At 41.9% G+C, this 25186-nt stretch carries 26 protein-coding genes; 6 read left to right on the top strand and 20 right to left on the bottom strand.

Annotated features, from left to right (window positions below):
* Window positions 1-5: 5 nt before the first annotated feature.
* On the bottom strand, window positions 6-770 hold the full coding sequence (locus AC1Z3S_RS03925) for a winged helix-turn-helix domain-containing protein (protein WP_461739250.1): 765 nt from the start codon (window positions 768-770) through the stop codon (window positions 6-8).
* Between the two features lie 1181 nt (window positions 771-1951).
* Between AC1Z3S_RS03925 and AC1Z3S_RS03920 the strand changes: the two genes are divergently transcribed.
* On the top strand, window positions 1952-3478 hold the full coding sequence (locus AC1Z3S_RS03920) for an AcpB/EbpR/MafR family transcriptional regulator (protein WP_461739249.1): 1527 nt from the start codon (window positions 1952-1954) through the stop codon (window positions 3476-3478).
* A gap of 101 nt (window positions 3479-3579) precedes the next feature.
* Here AC1Z3S_RS03920 and lepB read toward each other — a convergent pair whose 3' ends face one another.
* The 7 genes from lepB to AC1Z3S_RS03885 form a co-directional block, all read right to left on the bottom strand.
* Window positions 3580-4503: a signal peptidase I gene (gene lepB / locus AC1Z3S_RS03915; protein WP_461739248.1), complete on the bottom strand. Its 924-nt coding sequence runs from the start codon at window positions 4501-4503 to the stop codon at window positions 3580-3582.
* Between the two features lie 287 nt (window positions 4504-4790).
* A complete protein-coding gene (locus tag AC1Z3S_RS03910; RefSeq protein ID WP_461739247.1) occupies window positions 4791-5402 on the bottom strand; it encodes a hypothetical protein in 612 nt (203 codons plus the stop codon).
* A gap of 54 nt (window positions 5403-5456) precedes the next feature.
* Window positions 5457-6197: an HAD family hydrolase gene (locus AC1Z3S_RS03905; RefSeq protein WP_461739246.1), complete on the bottom strand. Its 741-nt coding sequence runs from the start codon at window positions 6195-6197 to the stop codon at window positions 5457-5459.
* A gap of 109 nt (window positions 6198-6306) precedes the next feature.
* Window positions 6307-6846, bottom strand: coding sequence for a cysteine hydrolase family protein (locus AC1Z3S_RS03900; RefSeq protein WP_461739245.1), 540 nt, complete (start codon window positions 6844-6846; stop codon window positions 6307-6309).
* Window positions 6847-6900: 54 nt separating this feature from the next.
* Window positions 6901-7593 (bottom strand): 5'-methylthioadenosine/adenosylhomocysteine nucleosidase, encoded by a 693-nt coding sequence (locus AC1Z3S_RS03895; protein WP_461739244.1) that lies wholly within the window; start codon window positions 7591-7593, stop codon window positions 6901-6903.
* A 49-nt stretch (window positions 7594-7642) separates the two neighbouring features.
* The gene (gene macP / locus AC1Z3S_RS03890; protein WP_265455838.1) at window positions 7643-7960 is read right to left on the bottom strand and encodes a cell wall synthase accessory phosphoprotein MacP; all 318 of its coding nucleotides are present in this window, start codon (window positions 7958-7960) and stop codon (window positions 7643-7645) included.
* Between the two features lie 24 nt (window positions 7961-7984).
* Window positions 7985-8557 carry an NUDIX domain-containing protein gene (locus AC1Z3S_RS03885; RefSeq protein WP_461739243.1) on the bottom strand — a complete coding sequence of 191 codons (573 nt, stop codon included), beginning with the start codon at window positions 8555-8557 and terminating at the stop codon, window positions 7985-7987.
* A 234-nt stretch (window positions 8558-8791) separates the two neighbouring features.
* On the opposite strand from AC1Z3S_RS03885, the gene AC1Z3S_RS03880 reads away from it, so the two are divergent.
* Window positions 8792-9463 carry a 5-bromo-4-chloroindolyl phosphate hydrolysis family protein gene (locus AC1Z3S_RS03880; protein ID WP_461739242.1) on the top strand — a complete coding sequence of 224 codons (672 nt, stop codon included), beginning with the start codon at window positions 8792-8794 and terminating at the stop codon, window positions 9461-9463.
* A 120-nt stretch (window positions 9464-9583) separates the two neighbouring features.
* Complete coding sequence (locus AC1Z3S_RS03875) at window positions 9584-10774, top strand: toxic anion resistance protein (RefSeq protein ID WP_461735367.1); 1191 nt, start codon at window positions 9584-9586, stop codon at window positions 10772-10774.
* A 70-nt stretch (window positions 10775-10844) separates the two neighbouring features.
* Here the strand turns inward: AC1Z3S_RS03875 and AC1Z3S_RS03870 are convergent, their stop codons facing one another.
* Complete coding sequence (locus tag AC1Z3S_RS03870; RefSeq protein ID WP_461739241.1) at window positions 10845-12125, bottom strand: hypothetical protein; 1281 nt, start codon at window positions 12123-12125, stop codon at window positions 10845-10847.
* Entirely contained in the window at window positions 12126-12611 is a 486-nt protein-coding gene (locus tag AC1Z3S_RS03865; protein ID WP_461739240.1) for an RNA polymerase sigma factor, read from the bottom strand.
* 134 nt (window positions 12612-12745) lie between these two features.
* Between AC1Z3S_RS03865 and AC1Z3S_RS03860 the strand changes: the two genes are divergently transcribed.
* Complete coding sequence (locus tag AC1Z3S_RS03860; protein ID WP_461739239.1) at window positions 12746-13231, top strand: cupin domain-containing protein; 486 nt, start codon at window positions 12746-12748, stop codon at window positions 13229-13231.
* A 91-nt stretch (window positions 13232-13322) separates the two neighbouring features.
* On the opposite strand, the gene AC1Z3S_RS03855 is transcribed toward AC1Z3S_RS03860, so the two are convergent.
* The 10 genes from AC1Z3S_RS03855 to AC1Z3S_RS03810 all read right to left on the bottom strand — a co-directional run bounded on the left by AC1Z3S_RS03855 (window position 13323) and on the right by AC1Z3S_RS03810 (window position 23003).
* On the bottom strand, window positions 13323-14720 hold the full coding sequence (locus tag AC1Z3S_RS03855) for an amino acid permease (RefSeq protein WP_461739238.1): 1398 nt from the start codon (window positions 14718-14720) through the stop codon (window positions 13323-13325).
* A gap of 16 nt (window positions 14721-14736) precedes the next feature.
* Window positions 14737-15600: a GRP family sugar transporter gene (locus AC1Z3S_RS03850; protein WP_461739237.1), complete on the bottom strand. Its 864-nt coding sequence runs from the start codon at window positions 15598-15600 to the stop codon at window positions 14737-14739.
* Window positions 15601-15714: 114 nt separating this feature from the next.
* Window positions 15715-16863, bottom strand: a complete 1149-nt coding sequence (locus AC1Z3S_RS03845) for a glycerate kinase (protein ID WP_461739236.1) — start codon at window positions 16861-16863, stop codon at window positions 15715-15717.
* Between the two features lie 111 nt (window positions 16864-16974).
* A complete protein-coding gene (sapS, locus tag AC1Z3S_RS03840; protein WP_461739235.1) occupies window positions 16975-18003 on the bottom strand; it encodes a two-component system sensor histidine kinase SapS in 1029 nt (342 codons plus the stop codon).
* A gap of 40 nt (window positions 18004-18043) precedes the next feature.
* The gene (gene sapR, locus AC1Z3S_RS03835) at window positions 18044-18718 is read right to left on the bottom strand and encodes a two-component system response regulator SapR (RefSeq protein ID WP_461735359.1); all 675 of its coding nucleotides are present in this window, start codon (window positions 18716-18718) and stop codon (window positions 18044-18046) included.
* Window positions 18719-19070: 352 nt separating this feature from the next.
* A complete protein-coding gene (locus AC1Z3S_RS03830) occupies window positions 19071-19277 on the bottom strand; it encodes a hypothetical protein (protein WP_265455859.1) in 207 nt (68 codons plus the stop codon).
* A 17-nt stretch (window positions 19278-19294) separates the two neighbouring features.
* Entirely contained in the window at window positions 19295-20806 is a 1512-nt protein-coding gene (locus tag AC1Z3S_RS03825) for a phosphohexomutase domain-containing protein (RefSeq protein ID WP_461739234.1), read from the bottom strand.
* A 22-nt stretch (window positions 20807-20828) separates the two neighbouring features.
* Window positions 20829-21281 carry an arginine repressor gene (gene argR, locus AC1Z3S_RS03820; protein WP_461739233.1) on the bottom strand — a complete coding sequence of 151 codons (453 nt, stop codon included), beginning with the start codon at window positions 21279-21281 and terminating at the stop codon, window positions 20829-20831.
* A gap of 338 nt (window positions 21282-21619) precedes the next feature.
* Window positions 21620-22378: an ABC transporter permease gene (locus AC1Z3S_RS03815; protein ID WP_461739232.1), complete on the bottom strand. Its 759-nt coding sequence runs from the start codon at window positions 22376-22378 to the stop codon at window positions 21620-21622.
* The gene (locus AC1Z3S_RS03810; RefSeq protein ID WP_461739231.1) at window positions 22359-23003 is read right to left on the bottom strand and encodes an ABC transporter ATP-binding protein; all 645 of its coding nucleotides are present in this window, start codon (window positions 23001-23003) and stop codon (window positions 22359-22361) included. Before AC1Z3S_RS03810 ends, AC1Z3S_RS03815 begins: the two co-directional genes overlap by 20 nt.
* Before the next feature lie 144 nt (window positions 23004-23147).
* Between AC1Z3S_RS03810 and AC1Z3S_RS03805 the strand changes: the two genes are divergently transcribed.
* Together AC1Z3S_RS03805 and AC1Z3S_RS03800 are read left to right on the top strand one after the other, a co-directional pair.
* Complete coding sequence (locus AC1Z3S_RS03805; protein ID WP_461739230.1) at window positions 23148-24179, top strand: GtrA family protein; 1032 nt, start codon at window positions 23148-23150, stop codon at window positions 24177-24179.
* A 33-nt stretch (window positions 24180-24212) separates the two neighbouring features.
* The gene (locus tag AC1Z3S_RS03800; RefSeq protein ID WP_461739229.1) at window positions 24213-25172 is read left to right on the top strand and encodes a phosphodiester glycosidase family protein; all 960 of its coding nucleotides are present in this window, start codon (window positions 24213-24215) and stop codon (window positions 25170-25172) included.
* The last annotated feature ends 14 nt before the right edge of the window (window positions 25173-25186 follow it).

The following is a 25186-nucleotide window of genomic DNA, read 5'->3' as shown; positions in this document are numbered from 1 at the left end:
CAGCATTAGGGAAATATTTCCAAATAGTTGCTGCCGCTACTTGGTGCTGCTTGATTGTTTTGGCTTAAATACCCCAACATTTCATCGGAAATCCGATAGCCTTTTTTCCAATGGGTTTCGATGCAGCCGCTTGGAAAACCAGCTGCATGAATTTTTAGGCGAATCCGGCTCACTAATTGGGATAGCTGGGCTAAATGTGATTCGGTCGGACCGCTTTGCCATAGACGAGCGGCGACTTCCTTCCGTGTCAGAAACTGACCTTTTTCTTGATACAGCAATTTGAAAAGTTTTCGTTCACGACTAGAGAGAGTGTCTTGAATGGCCTCAATTGACGTTTCAAAAGTCGCCCCTTGAGACAAATCATTGCGACCATTAACTCCCGACAGCTCCGGCGAACAACGCTGTGCCTTTAAGACCTCAGACAAGGCTTCCCGCATTTCCTTTAAAGAACTGTCGGGTTTTAGCCAAGCATCGACGCCTCTTTCCTGCCAATAACGAGTCGTTTCTTCTGAAGGAACCTCAGAATCAATCCTAAAAATTATTTTTTCAGCAACTTCCCGATGAGCCAATGCAGCACTTAATGTTTCATCTGCAATTGATTCACTGAAGAAAACTAAATTGACGAGATTTAAAAAGCGAAAATCATTTTGATAGAGGATTTGATGCAAGATATCGGTCGAACACAGCACCTCGTAACCCAAAGTCGTCAAATTTTCCCGCAATTCTTGGTTGATCATGTAATTTTGCGTCAAAATTATTATTTGTTTCACTCGTTAACGCCACCTGTTCTGTAATTTATTGGTGAGACTGTAACAGTAGTCTGTTAAACAGATGAAATCCCAAACTATCTTGCATACGTCGCTATGGTTCAGGGTTTACGAGATAGGAAATGCGTGTTTCTGCAATCCAGTCGGTCCTGTTCCCAAAGTGACAATATTTAGTAGTTCTTATTAAATACTGTTCGGAAATTTCGATTTTGTCTTAACTAATGAAATAGCCTCAGAATTTCTATTGCGAGCGTGATGGTTGTGCAAAAGTCATGATAAAAAATATTGAAAAACGGGAAATTAAACAAATAGTTTTCATTAGCTGCTGCCGAAAAAAAATTTTAGCCAGCAAATTAACGCTCTTTTTGAGGAACACCTCGCTTTTCCTATTTTAAATAGGAGGTTGTGCCCAAAATAATTAAAACAGAAGCAAACTCCTCGATTAATATGCAGCAAGCAAAGTGGAATACAGCAACTAAAGAATGATAAGTAGTCACATCCTTAAAGTATTCCTATTATCGTAAAGTTTTTTCTGTAAGAATTCTAGCGGCACAGCCGATAATCCAACAACTCCCCTCCTTTCAAGTCAAAAAATAATTATGTAAAATGCAGTTTTTTTTAAATTCATTTAATTTCGAAAGTAAATATGCTTTTTTTGAAATTTCATGAAAATAGAAATTAAACTCTTTTCAGCTCCCTAAACTTTGCAGCATTTCTTATTTCGCTCAAAATAAAAAAACTAATATCAGGAAAAAATTGTTAACTTTATGCACAAACTAAAAAATCCCATCCCTTATTTTTTAATTTTATTAACTTCCTCCGTCTATTTTTATTCTAATTGAATTTTTTCTGAATTTTTTTCATAAAAGGGCAGATTAGCTGACCTTAAATGGAAGAAATAAGGTGCCTTACCTAACTTATTATGGAAAGTAGCTGAAAATTTACTAATTATCTATGAGAAATTCTTTAAAAGTGAGGATTTACCATTTTCTTCTGACAAATAATAAGCCGTTACCAACTTTATTTTAAGGAGAGCAGAAAATTGATAAATTTTTTGTCAACTTATAGCCATTGCCCCAATTGAATGGCTAGTTTTTTTATGGAGGGAGGGGTAGACTATCCTACTGAGTACTTTTACTAAAAGCAGTCAAGTAATCAAAAAATTCTTTTTGGGAGGGATTCCAATGGAGTTAACGCAAATTTTAAAGGTGCGTGACTTTGAGTTGATGCGCTTATTGGAATATTTGGAGCAGCAGGATGGTGCTGTGAAGAAAAAGGATGTCTGCGAGGCCCTGGATATTTCAACTAAGAGCTTGCGCAACTTGATTCAGATGATTCAAGAGGATTTCAGCGGTGATATTATCTGTGTCAATCAATTGCAGGAGCTGCAGGTTCTTTATCAGCCGGACTCTTCTTTTTTAGCCTTAAAACAAAAAATTTTCCAACATTCCGTCAGCCATCAAATTCTACTGGCGATGCTGCTGGATCCAAAACTGACGATTGAAAAATTAAATCAGCAGCTTTTTTTAAGCACCTCTAGTATTAATCGGCGCTTAACGAAGCTAAGAGGTTTGTTGGCGGATTATAAATTATCATTAAAGCATTTGAAGATTGTCGGACCGGAGTTACAAATTCGCTTATTCTATCTGGCTTATTTTGAAGAGATTTATAGTCCGACAGCTACGATTTTTCCCCATAACCAGCAGGTCGTGAATTTTCGCCAAGGGATTGCCGATTTATATGAGCGTCAGGATAAAATGAAATTAAGTACCTATAATCAATATCGCTTAGAGTTAATTTTATATATTTCCTATTACCGTTCCTTTTTCCAACAGAAAGAGGAGCAGGATTATCAAGAGTTGGTCGATTTACCTTATCCTGAGCACTCGCCTTATTTACGGAAAATCTTGTTGGCAAATAAGGATAAGTTTCCGGCAAAATTGATGACCCAGCACGAATTGGGCTTGTTGCTGCAGTTTGCCTTTTGTCTGCCGCTCGTTTCCCATGATGGCCGCTTATATCAAAAATTTGTTCGTCATCAATCCCACAAGGACACCCTGCTCTATCAGGTTTACCAATATTCTTTAAAAATATTGGCGCCGCTTTTTCAAACAGTGACAGATATTGATTACCGCAAACGGCTCCACAACATGCTCTTTAGCATTCTTAATACGGGGCTTTTATTTTCCAGTAAACTGACGGTGCAAAATAATATCGAAGGCACCTTAGAGGACATCCAAGATAATGGCGCTTTGCCGCTGATGAAATTTTTAACCGTGAGTATTCACCAAATTAACCAATTTGTTGCCAGTAAAGGACTCCATCCGATTAATTTACTGTATTTACGGGAAAAATTAGGGATTTTAATTTTCCAAGCGGACATGTATACCAATACTCAAATTAAGGTGGGCTTGTTCTTCGGTAGAGATATTTATTACGCTCAAGTCAGCTTTGACTTTTTAAAGAGTCGCTTGAAGATTAATCCGGGGCTGCAGTTTTATAATCTGCTGCAGGAGGAACATGCTTGCGATTATCTCGTTACAAATGATGCCCTTTTTGCAGAGGAAAATCGCCATAAATTTAAAGATTGCTTTATCATTGACATTCAAAACACCATGCCAGACACTGAAAAAATCTGCGAATGGCTCTATGAAATCTTGATTGAAGAGCATAATAAGCGCTATTTAGCATTAGGTTATGGCGAGATGTAGATTTGGACAAAAAAATAAGACTGAGATTCAGATACGAAGCAGAAAAGTCCTCAGCAGGAAACTTGTTGAGGACTTTTCTGAAGTATGAATCTCAGTCTTTTTTATTCGATTTTTCCAAAGCGGTCAAAGGGGAATAAAATCCATTCAACTTTGCCGACGATGTTGTCAGCGGGAACTAGACCAAATTGGCGGCTGTCGACAGCCATCGTGCGGTTGTCCCCTAAAACTAAATAGTAATCTGCTGGGATAATCTCAGCGGCATTGCTATTGGCTAAACTTGGTGTCGCTTCAATAATCTCGCTCATCGTGAAATCATTTTCCGGCGCTAGATAAAAACTACTGTTCACGCCTTCGTAGAAATCCTCTGTTACCCACTGATTGTCAACGTAGAGTCGACCATTTTCATAACGGACGGTTTCTCCCGGCAGACCAATCACCCGCTTCATGCCAATCTGCGAGGTATCTTCTGGACTTTGCAGAAGGACAATATCAAAGCGCTCTAGACCTAAGCTGTTGGTTTCGTCCGTTTCATCGGCAGTCAATTTGCGGTAGATAATCGACTCTTGATTGTTCAAGGTCGGATTCATATCGTCACCGGCAATTTCGCCCCGGCCAAAGAAAATCATAAAGATAATCGAACCGGCAATCAAAATCAAAAAGAACAGGGTAGAAAAAATCGATAAGATAATTTTCCACCAGCTGCGGCGTTTTTTCCGCGGAGCTGGGCGCCGTTTTTTAGTTTTTCTTGGCTTTTTCTTAATATTTTGGTCCCTAGCTGAATTTTTAGCGTTTGGTTTTTTAGTTTTTTTTGAAGACTGTGTTTCAACAGCCGTCGAAGTTGGCCGTTTTTTTGATTTAGCCGTTGCAGGTCTGCCTGATTGGCTGCTGGTTTGCTTTCCAGAACTTTTTTTTGAATTCGGCTTTTTCTTTTTTGAAGCAGTTGGCTTTTGACCCGCTTTTTTTTCTCTTGGCTCAGCCGTGTTAGCAGCTGGGCGCTTTTTCTTCGATGATTGATTTTCAGACATCCATTTGCCGCCTTTTCTATCTGCATAGATTTATTCTTACTCTCATTATGCCCTAGATGAAGGAAAAATGGCAAGTCCGCCTTAATCTTCAAAAAGGCTGCCATTGCTGAAATCTTCAATCAATCAGCAGGCTTGTACCAAAAAAAATTTCAAATTGCTACTTTTTGAAAATTGACGTGATGAAATTAAGGACTTAACGAATAAAATAGCGGCCTCAAAAGTTAGCGAAGTTGTCTAACCTTTGAGGCCGCTATAAATTTATTTTGACTTTCTTACCAAAAAGCTACCTAGTCCTTCAGCATTGCTTCATACTGATAAGGCTGCAGGTTTAAGCTTTTTTTGAATTGTTCAGTCAGCTGTTTGAAGTTTTGATAGAGTTGTTTTTCAAGGGCTGTTTCTTGAATTTCAGTGTGAATCTTTGCTAACAATTCTTGCCGTTGGCTGACGCGGGATAAAACATGTATCACCATCAAATTAGCTGCATATTCACTTAAATAATTATCATATAACAACACTTGAATCGGTAACCCTTGTTTGACCACTTCACCAAGGGTTTGTTTCATGCCAGTTAAAACTGGCGCTGTCGCTTTTTCATCCACCGTAAAATGATCCAATTCCTCTAGCAAAAATTGTTCGCTGACCTCATCATATTGACCATCTTTTATTCGCTGTACAAAACGGTTAATTAAAATCACGCCGCCATTCATGACGCCCAAGAGTTCTTTACTGACATAGTCCAGCTGTGCTTCGGCACTTGGATATTTTTCAGGAATTGCCTGCGTATCTTTGGCAATCGCCTGAGCTAAAGGCTGCATAATTTCCGGGCGGGTATAGATTTCTTCTGCATATTGGGTGGCTAAATTTTCGCCAATTACTTCTAGTTCATCAACTGCGTTCATCTTCTGAACCCCTTTCATTTCGCTAATTATAAGTTACTTTGGCATTTTTTACGACTATTTATGCTTTGTAGTCTCTACCGCTAATAATTCTTTGATGAGGGGCAGTAAGTCTGCGACATCTGTTACAGTAAAATCTGCTGAAACCTTGAGAGTTGCTGGTTGCCGACGGCGGTGATTGAGCCAAATCACCCGCCAGCCAGCAGCCTTGGCGCCGATGACATCATTGTCAAATGAATCACCAATGTAAATCGTTTCAGCGGCTCGGATGTTTAGCCTCGCTTCGGCGTATTTGAAAATTCGTCGGTCAGGCTTGGCCAGTTTGACTTCACCGGAAATGAAACAGTTTTTAGCTGGAATATAACGAGTTAGCCCCAGCTGTTTTATTTTAGCCTGCTGCCGTTCACTGGGGCCATTGGTAATTACCCCCATGGTCAGCTGCCGATTTTTTCCCAATTGTAAGACTTGGCGAATTGTCGGCGCTAATTGGATATGCTGTAAAAATTGGCTGTAACTTTGTTCAAAGGCCAGCGCCTGCTTTTCAGAAATCGGCTGCTGAATGGCAGCCATTGTTTCTGTGATGCGATAGACCCGCATCTCCCAGAGACCCAATCGACCTTTTTCAAAGTCTTCAAAGACGACATCACTAAAATGTCGATGCAGTTTATACAATTTTTCTAAGCTGGCATTATTCGTTTGCGCTGCCAGTGCTGGAAAATTTTTCTCAAAGGCCAAACGAAAAGGGTCCAGCTGGTCATAGGCCGTATCATCAATATCAAAAACTAAATTTATACTCATCTAAACATCCTTCTGCTGTGAAATAGACAGAGACTGCCCCATTTTTAATAGCGCCACAATTTTTTTCTTTTGCGGGAGCTATTATTTATGTTGCAGTCTCTATTTTTTATTATACTAAGTCTGCTCCAAGCGTTCCTTTGAAATGTTTCAACGCCCACTCATGACCAACTGGATCGAAACTGGCCACGGCATTTTGATGAATCACAAGCTGGTAGCCTAGATTATAGGCATCGACTGCCGTATGGAGCACGCAAATATCTGTGCAAACACCTACTAGATGCAGCTCAGTAATTCCCCGCTCCCGTAGACGAATATCCAAGTCAGTTCCGCTAAAAGCCGAGTAGTGACGCTTGTCTGTCCAATAAATTTTGTCTTGCTGCTCATTGTAAACCTCCTGCAAACGACCGAACAGTTCCCGCCCCTTGGTACCAGCTAAGTTATGAGGTGGAAATAATTTCATCTCAGGATGGTAGGAATCACCGATATCATGTCGATCGACCGCCATCACCACAAAATCACCTTGAGCGATAAAATCTTCGGTTACTTTAACAAGTGCCGGTTCTATCGCTTGTCCCGCCGCTCCGGTGGTCAAAGCGCCATCGTCGGCAACAAAATCATAGGTATAATCAATGACTACTAAACCCTTCATAAAAAATCCTCCTATTATAAATCTATTAAAATTTAAACAATCAAGTGAACATTTTTAGACAATCGTGTGGACAAATTTTAAGACCATTTCCGCCGAGCGCTTACCTGCCTCTAAAATAAATTCATCGAAGCTTTGCGTGGCTGCTTGGTCGGCCGTATCGGAAATCGCTCGCAATACTAAAAAGGGAATCTTAAATTGAGCGGCCGCTTGAGCAATCGCCGCCCCTTCCATCTCGCAGGCTAGCGCATCGGGAAAGTCAGCTAAAATCTGTTTAATTTTAGCAGTATCATCGATAAAACTATCACCTGTCACAATCAGACCCGTTTTGACATTTAGCTGAGTCGCATTGGCAGCCTTCGTCATTTCTTCTATTAAATACTTGCTGGCTTCATAATATAAAGGCATCCCTGGCAGCTGCCCTTTTTGATAACCAAAGCCGGTGACGTCAACATCGTAATAGGCAACTTTATCTGAAATCACTAAGTCGCCAACGGCAAGACCTTGGCCGATGCCACCGGCCGAACCGGAATTAATCACCATATTGACGCCATATTGCTGAATCAATAAAACAGTAGTGACTGCCGCCAGCACCTTGCCGATGCCTGAGCGGACAACAATTACTTCATGCTGACCGATTGAACCGGAAATAAACAACGCTCCGCCTCTTTCCCATGAAATCGGCCGTTCAATATTTTCTCGCAATACTTTAATTTCTTCTTCCATCGCACAGATAATTCCTATTTTCATCGTGAATCTCCTATCTTGTATAAGTCGTTTTTTCAGCTAAACAGTCAACCTAAACCAAAAAGACAAAGGCCATAACAATCACCAATAAAATAAAGACGATGACAATCGCTTTATTTAAAAAATGATTGCGTTCACGGGACTTGGCTTTCTCGCCGCTGCGGGTTTTCGTAATCGGTTGATTTTTTTTGCTTTCCTTGCGGTAAAACTTTTTAATCTGCTTTTCTTCCCGCTGATATTCTTTAGCCGCCGTTTTGCGAACCTGCTGCTGTTGTTGTTGCGCGGCCTGCTGACGTGCTTCGGCCGCCTGCTGTTCTAACTCCCGCCGCTTGCGCAGTTCACTGCGGGTAATAAGTGGTTCTTTGGCCACAGCCAGACCTCCTTCATTGATAGTTTAAGCGTGCTGCTTTTTTAGTAATTGTAATTCGTAATAAGTGACCGCGTAAATCGTTTTGGCGTCATAAATTGCGCCGCTTTTTACAGCGGCTTTTAACTCTGCTAGCGTCATCGCCACTAATTCAATCACTTCATCTTCATCTTGGGGGAGCGGATTTTCTACTTTAACTAAGTCTTCTGCTAAATAGATATGTAAGACTTCATTCGCAAAACCTGGCGACAAAGCCATTTCCGCTAACTTTTGCCAACTGTGGGCCCGAAATCCCGTCTCCTCTTCCAATTCCCTTTTAGCCGTTTCATCGGGATGACGACCTTCATTTTTCTCAATTTTTCCAGCCGGAATTTCCAGCATAATCCGTTCTAAGGGCTTACGGAACTGGCGCACTAAGAGCATGCGACCGTCTTCTAAAATGGGAATCACAGCAACACCGCCGGGATGGAACACCAGCTCCCGCTTTGCTGTATCGCCATTGGGTACTTTGACTGTATCTAAGTATAAATCAATAATCGCTCCGTGATAAATTTCTTTTCGCTCCAGCGTCTTTTCTTCAAAATCCTGATAGTTTAACACAAGCTGTCACCTGTCCTTTTCAAATCTTTTCTCATTGACCATAGTTTACCACAGAAAATTGTTATAAATTTCCTAAATCCCAAAAATCAACCTTTAGACTGATACTATTTCTTAAGCTATCTATGCTAAAATATAATCATTAAAGGGAATCATTGCCATGACTTTTTCATGACAATTACGTGAAATAAAAGTAGTTTTACGATTCCCACAGGCAGAATAAAGGAGGGGATTCTATTGAAAAAATTTGGAACTTTCAGGCTCATTCTAATATTAATCGTCTTTGTGCCACTAGTGGCTATCTTCCAAGATGAATTGTTTGGCCTCATCTTTTCCGGCGTCATCATCTTAGCTGTTTTATACTGGATTGGGACCCGGCTTGGCAATAAAGGAAAACGAAAACCAGAGGAAATGCCAATCATGACCAAGGAAAAAGAAGATCGCTATGAACAATTAGGCATGACCACTAGCGAAATCGAATTGTTCCGGTCAACGATGAACGTTGCCAAAGGACAAATTGATCGGGTTCAAAGAAACACCGCCCAGTCGTCGAAATTAAAAGCCATTGATTTGCGTCATGATACGGTTAAAGCCGCCAAAGCTTTATTTAAAGAATTGGTGAAGGAACCAACACGCCTGCATGATGCCAGTCATTTCCTTTATACCCATTTGCCGAATATGGCAGATTTGACTGACAAGTATTTGGAAATCAATCAGCATGAAGTCAAAAGTAAAGAGGCCTTTGCAAAACTTGAAGAAAGTGCTCAAGTGATTGATCAACTGTCGCTTTTAATCGTCCAAGACTATCAACAATTTGTCGCTGATGATTTAGAAGAGCTAGATGTTGAAATTTCCATTGCAAAACAAAGTCTAAACAGGGATAATAAGTTGAAGAGCGAGTTAAAGTAGACCTGCTGAAATAATTAAGCTAGCTTTTCGGAGCTAGCTTTTTCTTTCAATCAGGCTTGATTTTCAAAAGCAACCTGCACCAACTTAAATATAAATTGAAGAAACACGGAGGAAAATGATATGGCAGATGACAAGTTACCAACTTCGCAACCGACAAATACTTTAGAGGATTTATTAAACAATCCTTTTTCAGCGCCGGTGGTCAACGAATTGACCGACCACCAAAAACAAGAGATCAACATGCTGCAGGAGCAAAAAATTGCTCCCCGCTTAATTGATAAATTATCACCGGAGTATCAGCATCAGGCCCAAGAATTAGCCAATAAAATTGATGTCAATGATTCACAGGCGGTCATCACTTATGGCTCAGCAGCGCAAACCAAATTAGGTGAATTTTCTGAATCGATGCTCAACCATGTGCAAGCCAATGATATTGGCCCCGTTGGCGATTCCTTAACTGAATTAATGTACCGCTTAAACGAAGCCAATCCAGATGAATTACGGGCTGGCGAAGGCAACTTTTTCCAAAAAATGTTTGGCAAGGTGAAGCAATCGATTTATGAAGTGACCGCCAAATATCAAAAAATTGGTGCCCAAATTGATAAGATTGCCGTCAAACTAAACAAAGAAAAAGATGGCTTAATCAAAGATAATCTAATGTTAGAACAGCTTTATACTAAAAACAAAGATTATTTTGATGCCTTAAACATCTATATTGCTGCTGGCGAATTGAAGATGGAGGAATTGCAGACTAAAACAATTCCTGAAGCGATGACCAAAGCCAATGAAACCGGCGACCAGATGGATGTCCAAATCGCCAATGACTACAGTCAGTTTTTAGACCGCTTAGACAAGCGGACCCATGACTTGCGGATTGCTCGGGAAATTACCATCCAACAGGCACCACAAATTCGCCTGATTCAAAATACCAATCAGGCATTGGCGGAAAAAATCCAAGCTTCGATTAATACGGCGATTCCTTTATGGAAAAACCAAGTGGTCATTGCCCTGACCCTCTTGCGTCAAAAAGATGCGGTTACAGCGCAACGTCAAGTCTCTGAAACGACCAACGAACTCTTGAAGAAAAATTCAGAGATGCTGAAAATTTCCGCTATCGAAACCGCCAAAGAAAACGAGCGGGGCATCGTCGATATCGAAACACTGCAAAAAACCCAAAACGATTTGGTGGAAACCATCCAAGAAACCTTACGTATCCAACAAGAAGGCAAGCTGAAACGCCGCAATGCCGAAACCGAACTCGTTCAAATGGAAGAAGATTTGAAACAAAAACTGATGGAATTGACACAGTAAAACATAAAATTCCCCGCAAGTTCATTGAAGAGCTTGCAGGGGTTTTTTAATTTTTTCCCTATATATATTCTTAATAGCGGAACATTAAAACATCCACTAGATTCGCTGTATAAAAATTATCACCATTGACAAAGTCGGCATACAAATCCTTTGGTATAGCAATCAACAGACTATCAAATCTCAAATCATCTGTTTCAACCGCTTCAATCAAGTTATCATAATAATCCTTATCACTGGCTGCTTGGTCAAAATCTTCTCCGTATAACTCTTCATAGAAATCCGAAGCTGGATAGCGATAAGTATCCAGACTGTCCTCTTGATGATCGACTAAATACTGCAGATTTGAACTGAGATATTGTCGCAATTCTTCTTCCGTTTGATGTGCGCCAAACTCTCCATTCAGCCGAAATAATTTAGGATAGTCCTCCTCCAGCTTATTTTGATATTCCGAATTGTAAATTTGACTTTGAACATAAAGGTTCCCCACAGTCTCGACTGTTGACTGGGGTCGGCCAAAACGGACACCAACATTAAAAGAAGACGGCATATATTCACCACTATTGACACTAGGCTCGACAATCTTGCCGGAATAAAACGTAATTTCCGGGTGATTGTTAATCAGTTCTGAAACTGCTGCCCAGCTTTGAGACTTTGGTCTGACTTCTAATTTGACCCAAGCCGAATCCGGCAAGTCCGCAATCCTTGAAGCCAAATCATCTGCGCCGGAAAATTCAGTGTCTCCTGTCAAATTTACCTCGGCTAAAACACCACCGTAATAATTAGCATCACTACTGCCGTAATTTGTTTCATCCTGTAATTGATTACGGTTCAAAGTATACATTCTAGGAAAATAAGACTGAGTAAAGTCGTCGATAAAACTTTGTGAAATTTGATAAGTCCCCGCTCCACTATGATAAGCATATGTCGACACTAACCGATTTTCAGAAACATTCACTTGATTTAAGACCCTCTGATACACTTCAAAATCACTCGGCTGATAACGCTCATAAGAAGAGCCTTCAACTTGCCCTTCAGCCGGATTATAATAATAACTGTCAATTGCTTTTGGAATAAAATAGATTCCACCACCAACTATCAGCGAAACCACAACAATGACCAGTGCCACCATCTTGAGATAACGGCGGCGAATTTTTTTCTTGACATCTTTTTCCTGTTGAACCTGCTCCTGTTGATTTTTTTCGTAGTCTTCTAGGGCTGCCAGCTCCTCTTTTTCTAGCAAATCATCAAAAAGACTCGCGGCATCCGCCATTTCCTGTTCAAACGCTTGGGCTTCTTCTGGTGACATTTGATAATTCCGATATTTTTCTAAACGCTCCCGATAATCTTTCATTTATAACCGCTCCTTTAACTGTTTTCTCCCACGATGCAACAAGACTTTGACATTATTGGGCTTGAGCTGCAAAAATTCAGCGATCGTCTGAATCGGCATCTCCAAAAAGTAATAAGATAACAAAATTTCTTGATAAGGGTTTTTTAACTGCTGAATTTTTTGAAAAAGGGCTTCCCGTTCATCAGACTGAATAAATTCCTCCAAGAGGTCAGCTGTGGTTCCTTGATATTCCTTTTTTAAATACTTAACTAATTTTTTCTTGTTTTTTTCCTTGCGCTGGCCGTCATAAAAATAGTTGCGCATCACTCGAAACAGCCAGCCACGATAATTATCACTGCTTAAGGAATCATAAATCAATAGGAAGCGGTAAAAAGCTTCCTGCACTAAATCCTCCGCTTCAAAGCGAGAATGTGTCAATGAAATCCCATAAAGCAGCAGAGCCGGATACTCTTTTTCAAAGAGCTCCTCAATCCACTTTTCACCCATTTACTCCCCCCTTATCCCTTATTTTCCCCTTTTCACAGTAACAACGTTTGAGTTGCCAGATGGTTACAAATTTTTGTGATTATTTTAAAAAAATCTGTACATGGTATAATTATAGCGAATATGGGAGGGCAAACATGAATTTTTCAGCAGATTATCAAAAAAGCTCCACAGCCATTACTGTTCAAAAAGAAAATGGCACGCTAGTAGACTACTATTTACGGCAAAATTTTGAAGTCCATTTTAATACTTTGCCAAAAAAGTTGACCCAAGAATGGCACGCCCATCAATATTTGCAGGAAATTGTTTTCGTCTTAACAGGTGGATTAGCTGTTGAAATTTTTGAAAGGAATCAGACGATAAAAAGGATTGAACTAGCCCCTCATGATTTAATTACGATGAATAACAGCTTGCATCGGGTGATAAATCCCTTCGAGGAGGCCTGCCAGTTTATTGTCTTTCGTTTTATTCCCGGACCAGCTGACTACGGCAGAGATATTACCAAAGACAAGCTGTGGTTTTCTGATGAGGAAATCGCCAAACTAAGTCAGCCCAGTTTTAAGCTTGAGGAACTTCAAGAATCCGAAAAGAAGCACTATCTAAAAACTCTTTTTCAAAGCTAAAAAAACTCAAAAATCAATTGGTCTGTCTGAATCCCGAAAGTTAGCTTTTGGGTCGCTTCATCAATACAGCCTTTGATTTTTGAGTTTTCTTTTACTTATTATTCGTTTTCTTCTGTTCTAAACCTAAAGCGCTATGCTGGTAGCCATAGCCAAAATAAATGATTAAGCCGATGACGATGGCAATGCCATAGACAATCCAAGTAATTGCTTGAAAGCGCAGCATCAATACAATTGAAAAAATAATGGACAGTATCGGTAAAACTGGACCAAACGGCACTTTAAATTCGCCGGGTTTGGCAGGTCCAATGACTTTATTTAGGCGCAAAATACCAAAGGCCATTAACAATAAATGACTTAGAGCAGCGATATTTGTCAGCTCCGCTAAAATAGACAAAGGAAAAATACCTGCAAAAAACATTGCCACTACGCCGGCGGCAATGGTCGCATTTTTCGGAGTTCGATGCTTTGAATCAATCAGCCCCATTTTTTTCGGCAGCAGACCATCTTTACTGATGGCAAACAGGAGTCGTGCCAGTGAGTACATCATTGCAATCGTCACTGATAGCAGTGTTAAAATGGCCCCCACCGAAATAATGGAACCCACCACGCCGTGACCGACATAACGCATCGCAAAGGCTACTGGATCTTGAACACCCAATTCAGTGAACGGCACAATTCCTGTTAAAATCAATGTCACGACAATATAGAGAACTGTCGCAATCGCAATTGACCCGATAATTCCCCGAGGAATATCTTTTTGCGGATTTTTAACTTCTTCGGCGGCCATTGCCACCGCATCGAAGCCTAAAAAAGCAAAAAAGACTAGGGCCGCACCGTCAATCACACCAGAAACACCCATCGGCATAAAGGGCACCCAGTTTTCTGGTTTTACAAAGAAAACACCTAAAACTATAAATAAAGCAATAATTGCAAATTTTACATAGACCATTAGATTATTCAACCGCAGGGCCTTTTTTGCCTCCAAAGAGACCCACCAGGTGACAAAAATCAAAACCAAGACGGCGATTAAATCGACATAAGTTCCATTTTGCGGATTATAGGCGCCGCTTAAAAATTGCGGCAGCTGAATGTCCAGACTGGTCAAAAAGCCCCGCACATAACCGGACCAACCAGAAGCTACTGAAGAGACAGCCAGCATAAATTCTAATATCAAAAACCAGCCGGCTAACCAAGCGATAAATTCCCCAAAGACGATATACATATATGCGTACGGACCGCCCAACGCCGGCACCCGCGAAGCAAATTCCGCAAAACACAAACCAGACAAAACCACTACAACGGCCGCCAATAAAAAGGATAAACTTAAAGCGGGTCCAGCGTAGGCTTGGGCCGCTTCACCGGTGACAACAAAAATTCCGGTCCCGATGATGGCGCCGATACCCAAAAAGATCAGGTCCTTGGTCTTTAATTCTTTTTTCATGCCACTAGTACCTGTGGGCATGATTGCTTTTTTTCTAAATAAATCCATCTCTACATTTTTCTCCTTACGCCCGCATATAGCCTAATAAAATTCCGCCAGCGATGATTGATAAGCAGCCAAAGATTACAAACAGCAGCTCTTTTTTAGTTTTACGTTCATGCAAAATAAAAATTCCACCTAATGTCGAAATAATGATTCCCATTTGCGACAAGGAGAACGAAACCGCTAGTCCTAAAGTTTGGACTGTCACTAGCAAACAAACATTTCCCAAGCCCCACATTAGACCGCTAATCATATTTTTCCAGACGTATTGATTAAGCGTCAGCTTTTTGGCGGCAAAGGAAATTGCGCCGATATTCATCCCGATACTCATCGGTAAAATAATCGCCAAGGCATCCAAATTAGCCCAAGTAACAATAATTGTATAGGCGCCATAGCCGAGGGTCGAATAAACCAATGCCCGCAAGCCCTTGCCAAAATCCAGCATTTTATCAGGTGTTCGTGGTTGACTTTGATCATCCTGACGAGCGGTTAAATACGCACCTATGACTAATAAAAGCAAGGCGGCAATGCCCAGCACAAAATCTTTTGTACGGGTCCATTCATGAAATAAAACGGCGCCGGCAATTGTATTTAACACCAACTGCATGCCGGTTGACATCGGCAGACCGACTGAAACACCTAGATGCTTCATCGCATGAAACTGACCGTTCTGTCCAGCCGACCAGCAGATGCCCACCACAATACCGATGATAATTGTCCACCAGGTTAAAACCGGCCGCACAATAATAAAAACAACTGACGCAAAAAGCAGCGCCCCTAGAGTCATCCCCAATGTCTGTTGATTGGCTGTGCCGCCGATTTTACCGCTGACTAAGCCAACACTACCCCACATCACCATCGGTACTAACGCAATTAAAAAGTCCATTTTTATTCCTTTCAAAAAAGCCGTCGCCCTTTTGAAACCGGCGGCTGTCTGCTTTTACTCACTTTGGCAGTTTACCAGATAGCGGGAGGCGGGACAAGGGGTTTTCCTGAAACCCTAAGAATCCCGTTGAATGCCGCTAAATAAATAGCTGCGAATCGCTGTTTCACCTGCAGCCGCTAGATTCTCTGCCACAGATTCGAGCGCTTCAGTTAAAGTCTGGGGCCGATGAACCGCAGCAATAACTAAATCTATGCCCATTGGATAAACTCCCGAAATATCTCCTTGATAACTGCCGACAATTGCAACAACTGGCAGCTGGAATTTTTTTGCCGAGCGAGCCACACCCAACGGCGCTTTGCCTTCAAGGGATTGGCTGTCCAACCGGCCTTCACCAGTTATCACAAAGGCGGCATCCTTAATTGCTTCTTCAAAATTTAACAAATCTAAAATTTCTGTGATGCCTTGCGTGACCTCTGCCCCTGCAAAGGCTAACAAGCCTGCCCCTAAACCGCCAGCCGCTCCGCTGCCTGGTATATCAGCAACTTTTAAACCTGTTGTCTGGAAAATTAATTGACCATAGTGTTCTAGCCATTGATCAACTTTGGCGATGTCATTTTTTTGAATGCCTTTTTGCGGACCATAGACAGCGGTTGCGCCATTTGCACCAGTTAAAGGATTAGCCACATCTGCCAAAATTTTAATCGTAGTCTTTTCGATAGCCGGATGAAGACCGCTACTATCAATTTCCGCTAAATTTTCCAAGCCTTTTGCTCCCGGAAAAATTTCGTTACCCATCGCATCTTTAAAGGAAACACCTAAAGCTTGGGCCATCCCGACGCCGCCATCATTGGTGCCACTGCCGCCCAGTCCTAAATAAATAGTTTTCGCACCAGCTTCAATTGCCGCTAACAGCAATTCTCCTACACCATAGGTACTGGCCTGAAAAACATCGTCACTTTGGGGATTAATCAAAGCCAAGCCGCTTGCCTCTGCCATTTCAATCACAGCTTGCCGATTGGGCAATAGGCCGTAACGGGCAGTCACTTTTTTTCCTAGCGGCCCCCGCACAACGACTTCTTTAATTTGTCCCTGCAGCCCTTGGACCAAGGCTGCCACAGTTCCTTCCCCGCCATCGGCTATCGGAATTTCTTGAATTTCAAGTTGCTGATTAACCCGTCGAATTCCTTGAGCAACCCAAGAAGCTACTTGACTGCTGGTACCGCTCCCCTTAAATGAATCCATCGCAATAATAATTTTTTTCACTTGTCTGACCTCCAAAATAAAAAACTTATGACCTAAAGCTGCTTCAACAAAAAGAATCAAGCTGACTCCCTTTCATTGAAGAAAAAATTGCTTGTGTCATAAGTTTCGCAATTACCGTTCCTCCTGATAATACCGCAGCTTAGGAAAAGCTAGCGTCATGGTGGTGCCTTGACCGACTGTCGATTGGACCGACAGTTTTACGTTTAGCTTTTCTGCTAAGTTATAGGCCAAGTACAAGCCTAACCCCGTTGAATGCTGTTCGCTACGACGGCCATTTTCACCTGTGAAGCCCTTATCGAAAATCCGTTTCACATCTTCGCTGGGAATTCCGATGCCGTTGTCTTTGACAGATAATTGAATGCCGTCAGGGGTGTTCTCCATTAAAATCTGAACTTCGCCATTGACTGGCGTATATTTTATTGCATTAGACAGTAGCTGCCGAAAAATATAGCTAAGCCATTTGGCATCCGTCAGCACTTGATAATCTTCTCCGAAAATTTCCAATTTCAAATTCTTTTGGATAAAATGATTGACTTGACTGCGGACCACCGGCTGAACTAATTCTTTTAATGAATACTCTTGAATCAGATAATCCTTAGAAAATGTATCTAGGCGGGCGTAATACAGCACTTGCTCAACGTATTCATCAATTTGAGCAATTTCATCCTCTAACAGCAGGTATTTTTCATCAGAAATATCATCTTCAATGCTGCGGAGAATCAAGCCGGCTGCCGCCAATGGCACTTTGATTTCATGCACCCAGGAATCGATATAATCCTTTTGATCTTGCTGCTTCTCCACCAAGTCCTGCATGGTCTGCTGATGCTCCACTAGCAGATGGTTGATATAATTTTCGACTAAAATTTCTTCATTGTTTTGACCGTCATCAAAAAATTCCTGCAGGACATCTTCAGCCTCCTCAGTCATTTTGAGACGGCGCCACCAATGCCGGCGGGCTAAATAATAGCCACCCAGAAAAATCAGCAATAAAAAGCCCTCTAATAACGCCAGATAGCCAATGATTGACCAATCCACATACAGACTAGGCGTCAGCCACATTAAAAAAATCGTCAAGACGACAAACAGCAGCCAGCCGATGATAATCAGCCAGCGGTCCTTGAGATATTGCCAAAAACTCATTCGATTCCCGCCTCTTTCACTTGTTGCCCATTTTTTTCAATCAAGGTACTAAATACCCTTGACCAACTTTTGTTTCAATATAGCCCTTCATGCCGGCTTCCTCGATTTTTTTCCGCAGACGATTGATATTGACCGTCAGCGTATTGTCATCGACAAAGCGCTCATCCTCCCACAAGGCCCGCAACAATTTTTCCCGGCTGAGAATCTTGCCATGTTTTTTCATTAAAATATACAATAGCCGGTATTCATTCTTGCTGAGGTCGACAATTTGACCGTTGATTTCCATGCTAGAATTATCAATATTTAGAGTTAAGCCGTTATGGGCCAACGTTTCAGCACTGCCTTCAGAATAATCATAAGAGCGCCGCAAAAGCGCATTGATTTTCGCTACTAGCACATCAATTTGAAAGGGTTTAGTGATAAAATCGTCTGCCCCCATATTCATCGCCATAATCATATCCATATTGGTGGAACGGCTGGAAATAAAAATAATCGGCACCTTGGAGACATCGCGGATTTTTTGGCACCAATAATAACCGTCAAACACCGGTAAATTGATATCTAGTAAAACCAATTGAGGCTCTTCCCGTTCAAAATCCAGCAATACATCATGAAAGTCCGTTGTGCCAAAGGTAGTAAACTCCCATTTCTCCAACTCCTCCATCACCAAGTTGCGAATGACCGCTTCATCTTCTACAATCATTATTTTCGCCATCTCAATTGCCTCCTGTTTCTATTAAGACCTGTCTGGAATCCATGTCACTGCCAGTTAGTCAAAAAATTTATCCTCATCAATAAATAACTTGTTTTAGACAAGCTGTCCAATCGATTAGTTTGTTGACTTGCTTTTACTGCAAATTTCGATTGGCTTCTTCAGTATTTCTTTAGACAAAATAAATTTCCTGCAACGGTCCTGAATTTCTCACATTTCACTTTATTTCTACACCTATCATAGTATCAAAATTTTCGCTATTTCGCTAATAGACCGCTGTTTTCTGCAAAAAAAGAGTCCTGCTCTTTACTAACTTTTAAATAACTGGCAAAAGTTAGTCAGCAGAACTCATTTTTTAAAATGCCGGCAGAAAGCCGACCTCAGCTAAGCGCATCACGACGATGACAATTAAGCCAATTAGAATCAGACTCATGTTGACACCAAAACAGATGGCAATTTTTTCACTGGTTTGCCGTTGTTTGCCAAATTTCATCGTCAAAGCCACGATAAAATTCGTGCCGTATAAAAGTAGCGTTAAAGGTAATAAAATTGCTTTGACCAACTCCATCACTTCCTTTTTTACTGCAAATATGCAGTCAAGTTTTCTGAGTTGACCTTGTCGATTGGCGCAAAGAAAGCTTCTAATACGGCTAAAACTTTGCGGTTGCTGCCGTCAATGTCATTTTCAACTTGTAAAACGAGTAACGGCTCATGCAGGCTCATCCGTAGCAAGAACCAGCCGCTGCCATATTCTCCACTAACACTAAAGCGGACACCTTCATCATTTTCTGGATCCAAGGTGAAACCGGCTTTTGCGGCTAAATATGCCGGTAGGTCGGCAATCACCTTTTCTCCGATTGGGCGATAATCATTGGCCTCCAATTTAAAACGAAATTCAATCGTTTCAGCTGGTTGCTTTAATTCGGCAATCAACTGATCAATCGTGCGACCCTCTGCCTTTAATTTCGGCAAGAGCATCAAAATTTTAGCAATTACATAGGCGCCATCATCCAAGAAATAATTTTCCTTGAAGGCTGCGTGTCCGCTGGTTTCAATCGCCAGCTGGCAATCGACGCCGGACTCGTTTAACTCAATCGCTTTATTAATCACATTACGGTAACCGGAAATATAGCGGACTTGAATCCCGCCTTTAGCTTCGATAAAGTCCTTCAAGTGATTGGTTGTCGGTGAATTGGTGACAATCCGGGTCCCCGGATGTTCCGCTAAAACGATGGTGGCCAAGACCGCAATTAAATTATTGCGGTTAATCACCTCGCCGTTTTTCGCCACCACAGCCGAGCGATCGACATCGGTATCAAAGATAACACCTAAGTCCGCCTGCTGATCCAAAACTGCCTGTTGAATACTAGCCATCGCTTCTTTATTATCCGGATTTGGAATATGATTTGGAAAATTACCATCTGGTTCTAAAAATTGCGAACCCTTCGTGTCAGCCCCCAACGGTGCCAAAACTTTTTCAGCAAAATAGCCACCAGCACCATTGCCGGCATCCACAATAATTTTCATACCAGCAAGCGGCTGCTCTTCAGTGGTCTGCATCCCTTGCCGAATTTTGGTCACCAAATCAGCCGCATAAGGCGTTAACAAATCAGCCTCTGTAACAGAGCCCGTCTGGCCATTTTTATTTTCTTTAATATGGGTCAAGATAAAACGAATATCGCTTTTTTCAGCACCGCCGGCCGGACTAAAAATCTTGATGCCGTTAAAATAAAACGGCAGATGGCTAGCCGTCAACATCACGCTCGCATCACATTGAAATTGGTCAAACTGGGTCGCCATAAACATTGCCGGTGTTGTCGCCAAATGAAAATCAATCACATTGATGCCCTGTTCGACTAAGCTATCAATTAAGGCCTGCTTTAAAGCAGGGCCGCTTAAGCGACTGTCGTGGCCGATACCGATTTTTAATTGACCGGCTTGATAATCTGCTTCTCTAGTTTCCCGCAGCCAGCTGACTAAACCTTTGGCAATCTCAGTTACCGCAGCCGGTGTCAAATTCGCCGTTTCCTCTGCTGTCGTAATCGCAATTCCCCGAATATCTGAACCATTTTGTAACGCTTCCAAATTCATACTGTAAGCCTCCAAATTTTTTTTAGCGCATTGCGGATAAACGAGCCGCTACCTGCGCTGCTTCTTCATTATTGTGACAAATAATTAAAATTGTATCGACACCGGCAATCGTTCCGGCAATTTCCGGATAATTGACTTCATCCAGCCAATTAGACACCACATCAGCACTGCGTAAATTCGTTTTTAAAATCAGTGTAAATTGAATTTGTTCTAAACTCAGCATTTCCTCTTTGATGGAGGCCGCCAGTTTTTCCTCCATGCCCGTCTCAGTCGGCTGATTGAAAATGCCATAACGCACATTGCCGCTATTGTCATGGTCTTTGACAATTCTCAATTCCCGAATATCCCGGGAAATAGTCGCCTGCGTTGCGTCGACGCCAGCTTTTTTCAAAAGCTGAATAAGTTCCTCCTGCGACCCCACATTTTGTTGGGTAATAATTTGTTTGATTAAGGTATGACGGTCACTTTTTTTCATAAACTTCTCCCTGTTCCTTAGAATAGTTAGATTTTGCAGCTTAGTCTGCTTTTTTTAAGAGGCTGTGACATTAGTTAGAACAAAGCCGAACTTTAGAACGATATTTAGTAAAAACAACTAGATATTGTTAATTTGCGATTCGGACCTACTGGACCGCAGGAACAAATATAATTTAGTTCGGGATTTCACCTGCTAAGCTGACTAATGTCACAGGCTTTTTTTACTTGCGTTATGCAGCCTAATTAGTTAAGACTGTCCCGCTTGAAATAATCAAAACAGCCTGAGCTTTCTCAGATATTATATCAAAAAAGCTCAGACTATTGGTACTTTTTACTGAATTAAATTTTTAGTTGCTGGCGACTATTAAAATAGTCGCGGTACGCTAGATAGCCCGCAATAAACGAACCTAAGCCGGTGGCCGATAAAAGCATAAAGACTACCATAATTTGATATTTAATTGCCTGAACTGGATCGACACCGGCAAAGATTAAGCCGCTCATCATCCCCGGCAAGCTGACAATCCCCATGGTTTTAGCCGAATCAATTGTCGGCTGCATCGCTGTTTTAATGCTGCCTCGTAAAATCGGCAGCGAAGCCAGCTTTACCTCAGCGCCTAATGCTAATTTTTCTAAAACCTGTTGCCGCTGGTCGTGATACTGGGTTTCCATCGAGCGGTAACATAAGCCGATTGCCACCATCGAATTACTGGCAATCATCCCTGAGATGGGCACCATTTGAGAGGGAATAAAATTAATTGCCCCCGCCAAAACTAACATGCCAAGAGTAATGCCAGTACTGGCAAAAATTGCCCCAAAGGAATAGGCAAAGCCGTACTCTAATTGTGGATTGCGTTTGCCGGCATTCCACGCCGCATTGAAAACAATCACTAAAATCATTGCTGCCGTTAAGAGAACGTTATCGACTTTAAAAATATATTGCAGCACATAGCCGACAACAATCAATTGAATAATCGCCCGCAGCACACTAATTAAAATATCTTTCGTCAGCCCCAGCTTTTCTTTGCTGCTGATAAATAATGAAACACAAACCAGCAGTGCCGCTGTCGCCAAGGCAAAATTAGAAACGTTTAAGTTCACTGATTTTTCCCCCTTCAATTGTCAGTAGCTGTTTGGCTGCTGCGATTTCCTGACGGTCATGGGTCACTTGCAAAATCGTAATGCCCTCTTGATTGCTATCAGAAATCAACTGCCAAACGATTTGCTGACTCACCTCATCTAAGCCAGTCGTCACCTCGTCTAATAACAAAACTTTTGGCGGAAACATCAGATTGCGGATTAATGCCACCCGCTGTTTCTCCCCACCGGAAATTTCATTGATGGATTTTTGCAGGTAGCTTTTGTCTAAAGCTACTCGGTCCAATAATTCAACTGCCCGGCCTTCATCATAAGTTTCTCCCCTGATTTCAAAAGGAAAGCGCAAGTTATCCGCCACCGTTTCCCCAAATAAGGCCGGCTGCTGAAAACAATAGGAAACTTCCCGTCGATAAGTTACCGGATTAAGCTCCGCTAAATCTCGGTCCTCAAAAAGAATCTTGCCGCTGGTGGCGGTCAGTAAACTCGCCACAATTTTTAAAAGCGTACTCTTACCGCCGCCAGAAGGTCCCGAAATCGTTAAAAAATCGCCTTTGGTCACCGCAAAAGAAATATCTGCTAAAATTGTCTCTCCGCCGGCTACAAAGCCGACTTTTTCAAGTTGTATCATCTGTTTACTGATCCTTTCTGCTTCAAAGTCTCTTCAAGTATACCGAATTTTAAACCTTTCAGCGACCTTAACCTTTAAGTCCCTTTTAAGTTAGATGTTTATACTAAACACTATGCTAAAGGAAAATTTTCAGGAGGTGACGTGATGCCAGCTATTTTATTAATTCCGATTTATCAACCGACCGCCAAGACTTTGGCGTTTATGCAGGAGCTGAGCCAGCAAATTGCGCCGATTGTCGTGGTGGACGACGGCAGTGGGCCCGCTTATCAAGCGGCCTTTCAGAAAATCGAGTCTCTAGGTGTTGAGGTCTTGACTTATCCTGACAATCTCGGCAAAGGACACGCTTTAAAAGCCGGCTTCAAATTTATCCAAGAAAATTATCCCGCTAGAAGCGTCGTCACCGCTGATGGTGATGGGCAACATACTATTTCGGATATTCTCCAAATGCTCCAACGAACCGAAAGCTTACGGGAGCTCCAATTTCTTTTAGGTGTCCGTAGTTTTTCAAAAGCCACCACACCTACGCGGAGTCTATTTGGTAACCGGATGACCTCACTGATTTATTATCTGAGCTCTGGAATTCGTTTAGAAGATACCCAAACGGGACTAAGAGGATTTCCCAGCGCTAGTCTGCCGGATTTATTATTAATCAAAGGTCAGCGTTTTGAATATGAGATGAATCAGCTTTTAGAATTACCGCAGGCCGACTATCAAATAGAAACCTTGCCGATAGCCACCGTCTATGAAGAAAAAAATCATCTTTCTCATTTTCGAACTATCCAAGATTCTTTTTTAGTCTATCGCCCACTCGTTTCCTTTTTGCTGTCGTCTTTGTCTTCGGCTTTAGTTGATGTGAGCCTATTTGTTTTAATTGCTGCAATTTTTGGGCAGCAGGCGCAAATGCTGCTGGTGGCCACCGTCACCGCCCGCGTTTTATCGGGAATATTCAATTATCAGGTTAATCGCAAACTAGTTTTCCAAAATAAAACCAACATCAAGCAGTCTTTTTGGAAATACAGTTTGCTGTTTGGCAGCCAATTGCTATTGAGCTGGTTGGGAGTCACTCTCCTCAGCTCTGTGATTCAATCCATTCTTATCAGTAAACTAGTGATTGATTTCATCTTATTCTTTTTCAGTTTCTCCATTCAAAAACGGGTTGTCTTTACGCCCCGTTAGTCCATTTATTCCTGTAAATTTAAGAGGTGTCCTATGAAAAAAAAGTTTTTTAAACGAAAATATCTCTCGGCCAGTTTAGCCTGTTTGCTGATTGCCGGTGGTGACGGCTTTGTACTGTTAAAGGCATTTGTCTTACCTGAAGCTGGTGTTTCAGTCGCCGAAGCTGAAGCGGCTGCGGCAACCACAACCGCTGATACTACCAGCACCAGTTCCACAACGACTGACAGCTCGACTGATTCCAGTAGCTCCTCAGCGGCAACCATCACTGATACCAGCTACAGTGATGACAATATCCAAATAGCTATCACTGAAGAAGTTGTCGATAACACGACTGTCTATGTCGTCGATATTCAAGTTAGCGACGCTAGCTATTTGCAAACAGCTTTAGCACAGGGAACTTACGGCCGCAATATTACCGAAACGACTTCCGCTATTGCCGAGGATAACGATGCCATCTTAGCCATCAACGGTGATTATTACGGCTTCCGTTCCACCGGTTATGTGATCCGCAATGGCGTTTTATATCGCGATACCGCCGGCGACAGTGACCAAGAGGATTTAGTGATTGACAGCGATGGCAATTTTTCAATTGTCAATGAATCTGAAACTAGCGCCACCGATTTACTCGCAGCTGGCGCTCAACAAGTGTTGTCATTTGGCCCGACATTAATTGAAGACAGCACTATCGCTGTTAGCGAATCCAGTGAAGTCGGTCAATCCATGCAAAGTAATCCCCGCACCGCCATTGGTCAAATCAGTGAAAACCATTATGTGATTGTCGTTTCAGAAGGCCGCACCGACGATAGTGAAGGCTTAAGCCTCTATCAATTAGCCGAAGTCTTTGAAGGTCTCGGTGCAACCACCGCCTATAATTTAGACGGCGGCGGTTCAACAACACTTTATTTCAATGGTGAAGTCGTCAATCAAACTGTTGGCGGCAGCGGCGGCTCCAGCGAACGAGCCGTCAGCGACATTTTATATTTCGGCTATTAGCCTAGAAGGGAAGA

It is taken from the genome of Enterococcus sp. LJL90, from assembly GCF_056924355.1.
This window is presented reverse-complemented; position numbering and strand designations above follow the sequence as displayed.

Excerpts from the sequence above, each read along its gene's own strand:
- AC1Z3S_RS03920 (WP_461739249.1), top strand. The coding sequence starts at position 1,952 with ATGGAGTTAACGCAAATTTTAAAGGTGCGTGACTTTGAGTTGATGCGC.
- lepB (WP_461739248.1), bottom strand. The coding sequence starts at position 4,503 with ATGTCTGAAAATCAATCATCGAAGAAAAAGCGCCCAGCTGCTAACACG.
- AC1Z3S_RS03910 (WP_461739247.1), bottom strand. The coding sequence starts at position 5,402 with ATGAACGCAGTTGATGAACTAGAAGTAATTGGCGAAAATTTAGCCACC.
- AC1Z3S_RS03905 (WP_461739246.1), bottom strand. The coding sequence starts at position 6,197 with ATGAGTATAAATTTAGTTTTTGATATTGATGATACGGCCTATGACCAG.
- AC1Z3S_RS03900 (WP_461739245.1), bottom strand. The coding sequence starts at position 6,846 with ATGAAGGGTTTAGTAGTCATTGATTATACCTATGATTTTGTTGCCGAC.
- AC1Z3S_RS03895 (WP_461739244.1), bottom strand. The coding sequence starts at position 7,593 with ATGAAAATAGGAATTATCTGTGCGATGGAAGAAGAAATTAAAGTATTG.
- AC1Z3S_RS03875 (WP_461735367.1), top strand. The coding sequence starts at position 9,584 with ATGGCAGATGACAAGTTACCAACTTCGCAACCGACAAATACTTTAGAG.
- AC1Z3S_RS03870 (WP_461739241.1), bottom strand. The coding sequence starts at position 12,125 with ATGAAAGATTATCGGGAGCGTTTAGAAAAATATCGGAATTATCAAATG.
- AC1Z3S_RS03865 (WP_461739240.1), bottom strand. The coding sequence starts at position 12,611 with ATGGGTGAAAAGTGGATTGAGGAGCTCTTTGAAAAAGAGTATCCGGCT.
- AC1Z3S_RS03860 (WP_461739239.1), top strand. The coding sequence starts at position 12,746 with ATGAATTTTTCAGCAGATTATCAAAAAAGCTCCACAGCCATTACTGTT.
- AC1Z3S_RS03855 (WP_461739238.1), bottom strand. The coding sequence starts at position 14,720 with ATGGATTTATTTAGAAAAAAAGCAATCATGCCCACAGGTACTAGTGGC.
- AC1Z3S_RS03850 (WP_461739237.1), bottom strand. The coding sequence starts at position 15,600 with ATGGACTTTTTAATTGCGTTAGTACCGATGGTGATGTGGGGTAGTGTT.
- sapS (WP_461739235.1), bottom strand. The coding sequence starts at position 18,003 with ATGAGTTTTTGGCAATATCTCAAGGACCGCTGGCTGATTATCATCGGC.
- sapR (WP_461735359.1), bottom strand. The coding sequence starts at position 18,718 with ATGGCGAAAATAATGATTGTAGAAGATGAAGCGGTCATTCGCAACTTG.
- AC1Z3S_RS03825 (WP_461739234.1), bottom strand. The coding sequence starts at position 20,806 with ATGAATTTGGAAGCGTTACAAAATGGTTCAGATATTCGGGGAATTGCG.
- argR (WP_461739233.1), bottom strand. The coding sequence starts at position 21,281 with ATGAAAAAAAGTGACCGTCATACCTTAATCAAACAAATTATTACCCAA.
- AC1Z3S_RS03810 (WP_461739231.1), bottom strand. The coding sequence starts at position 23,003 with ATGATACAACTTGAAAAAGTCGGCTTTGTAGCCGGCGGAGAGACAATT.
- AC1Z3S_RS03805 (WP_461739230.1), top strand. The coding sequence starts at position 23,148 with ATGCCAGCTATTTTATTAATTCCGATTTATCAACCGACCGCCAAGACT.
- AC1Z3S_RS03800 (WP_461739229.1), top strand. The coding sequence starts at position 24,213 with ATGAAAAAAAAGTTTTTTAAACGAAAATATCTCTCGGCCAGTTTAGCC.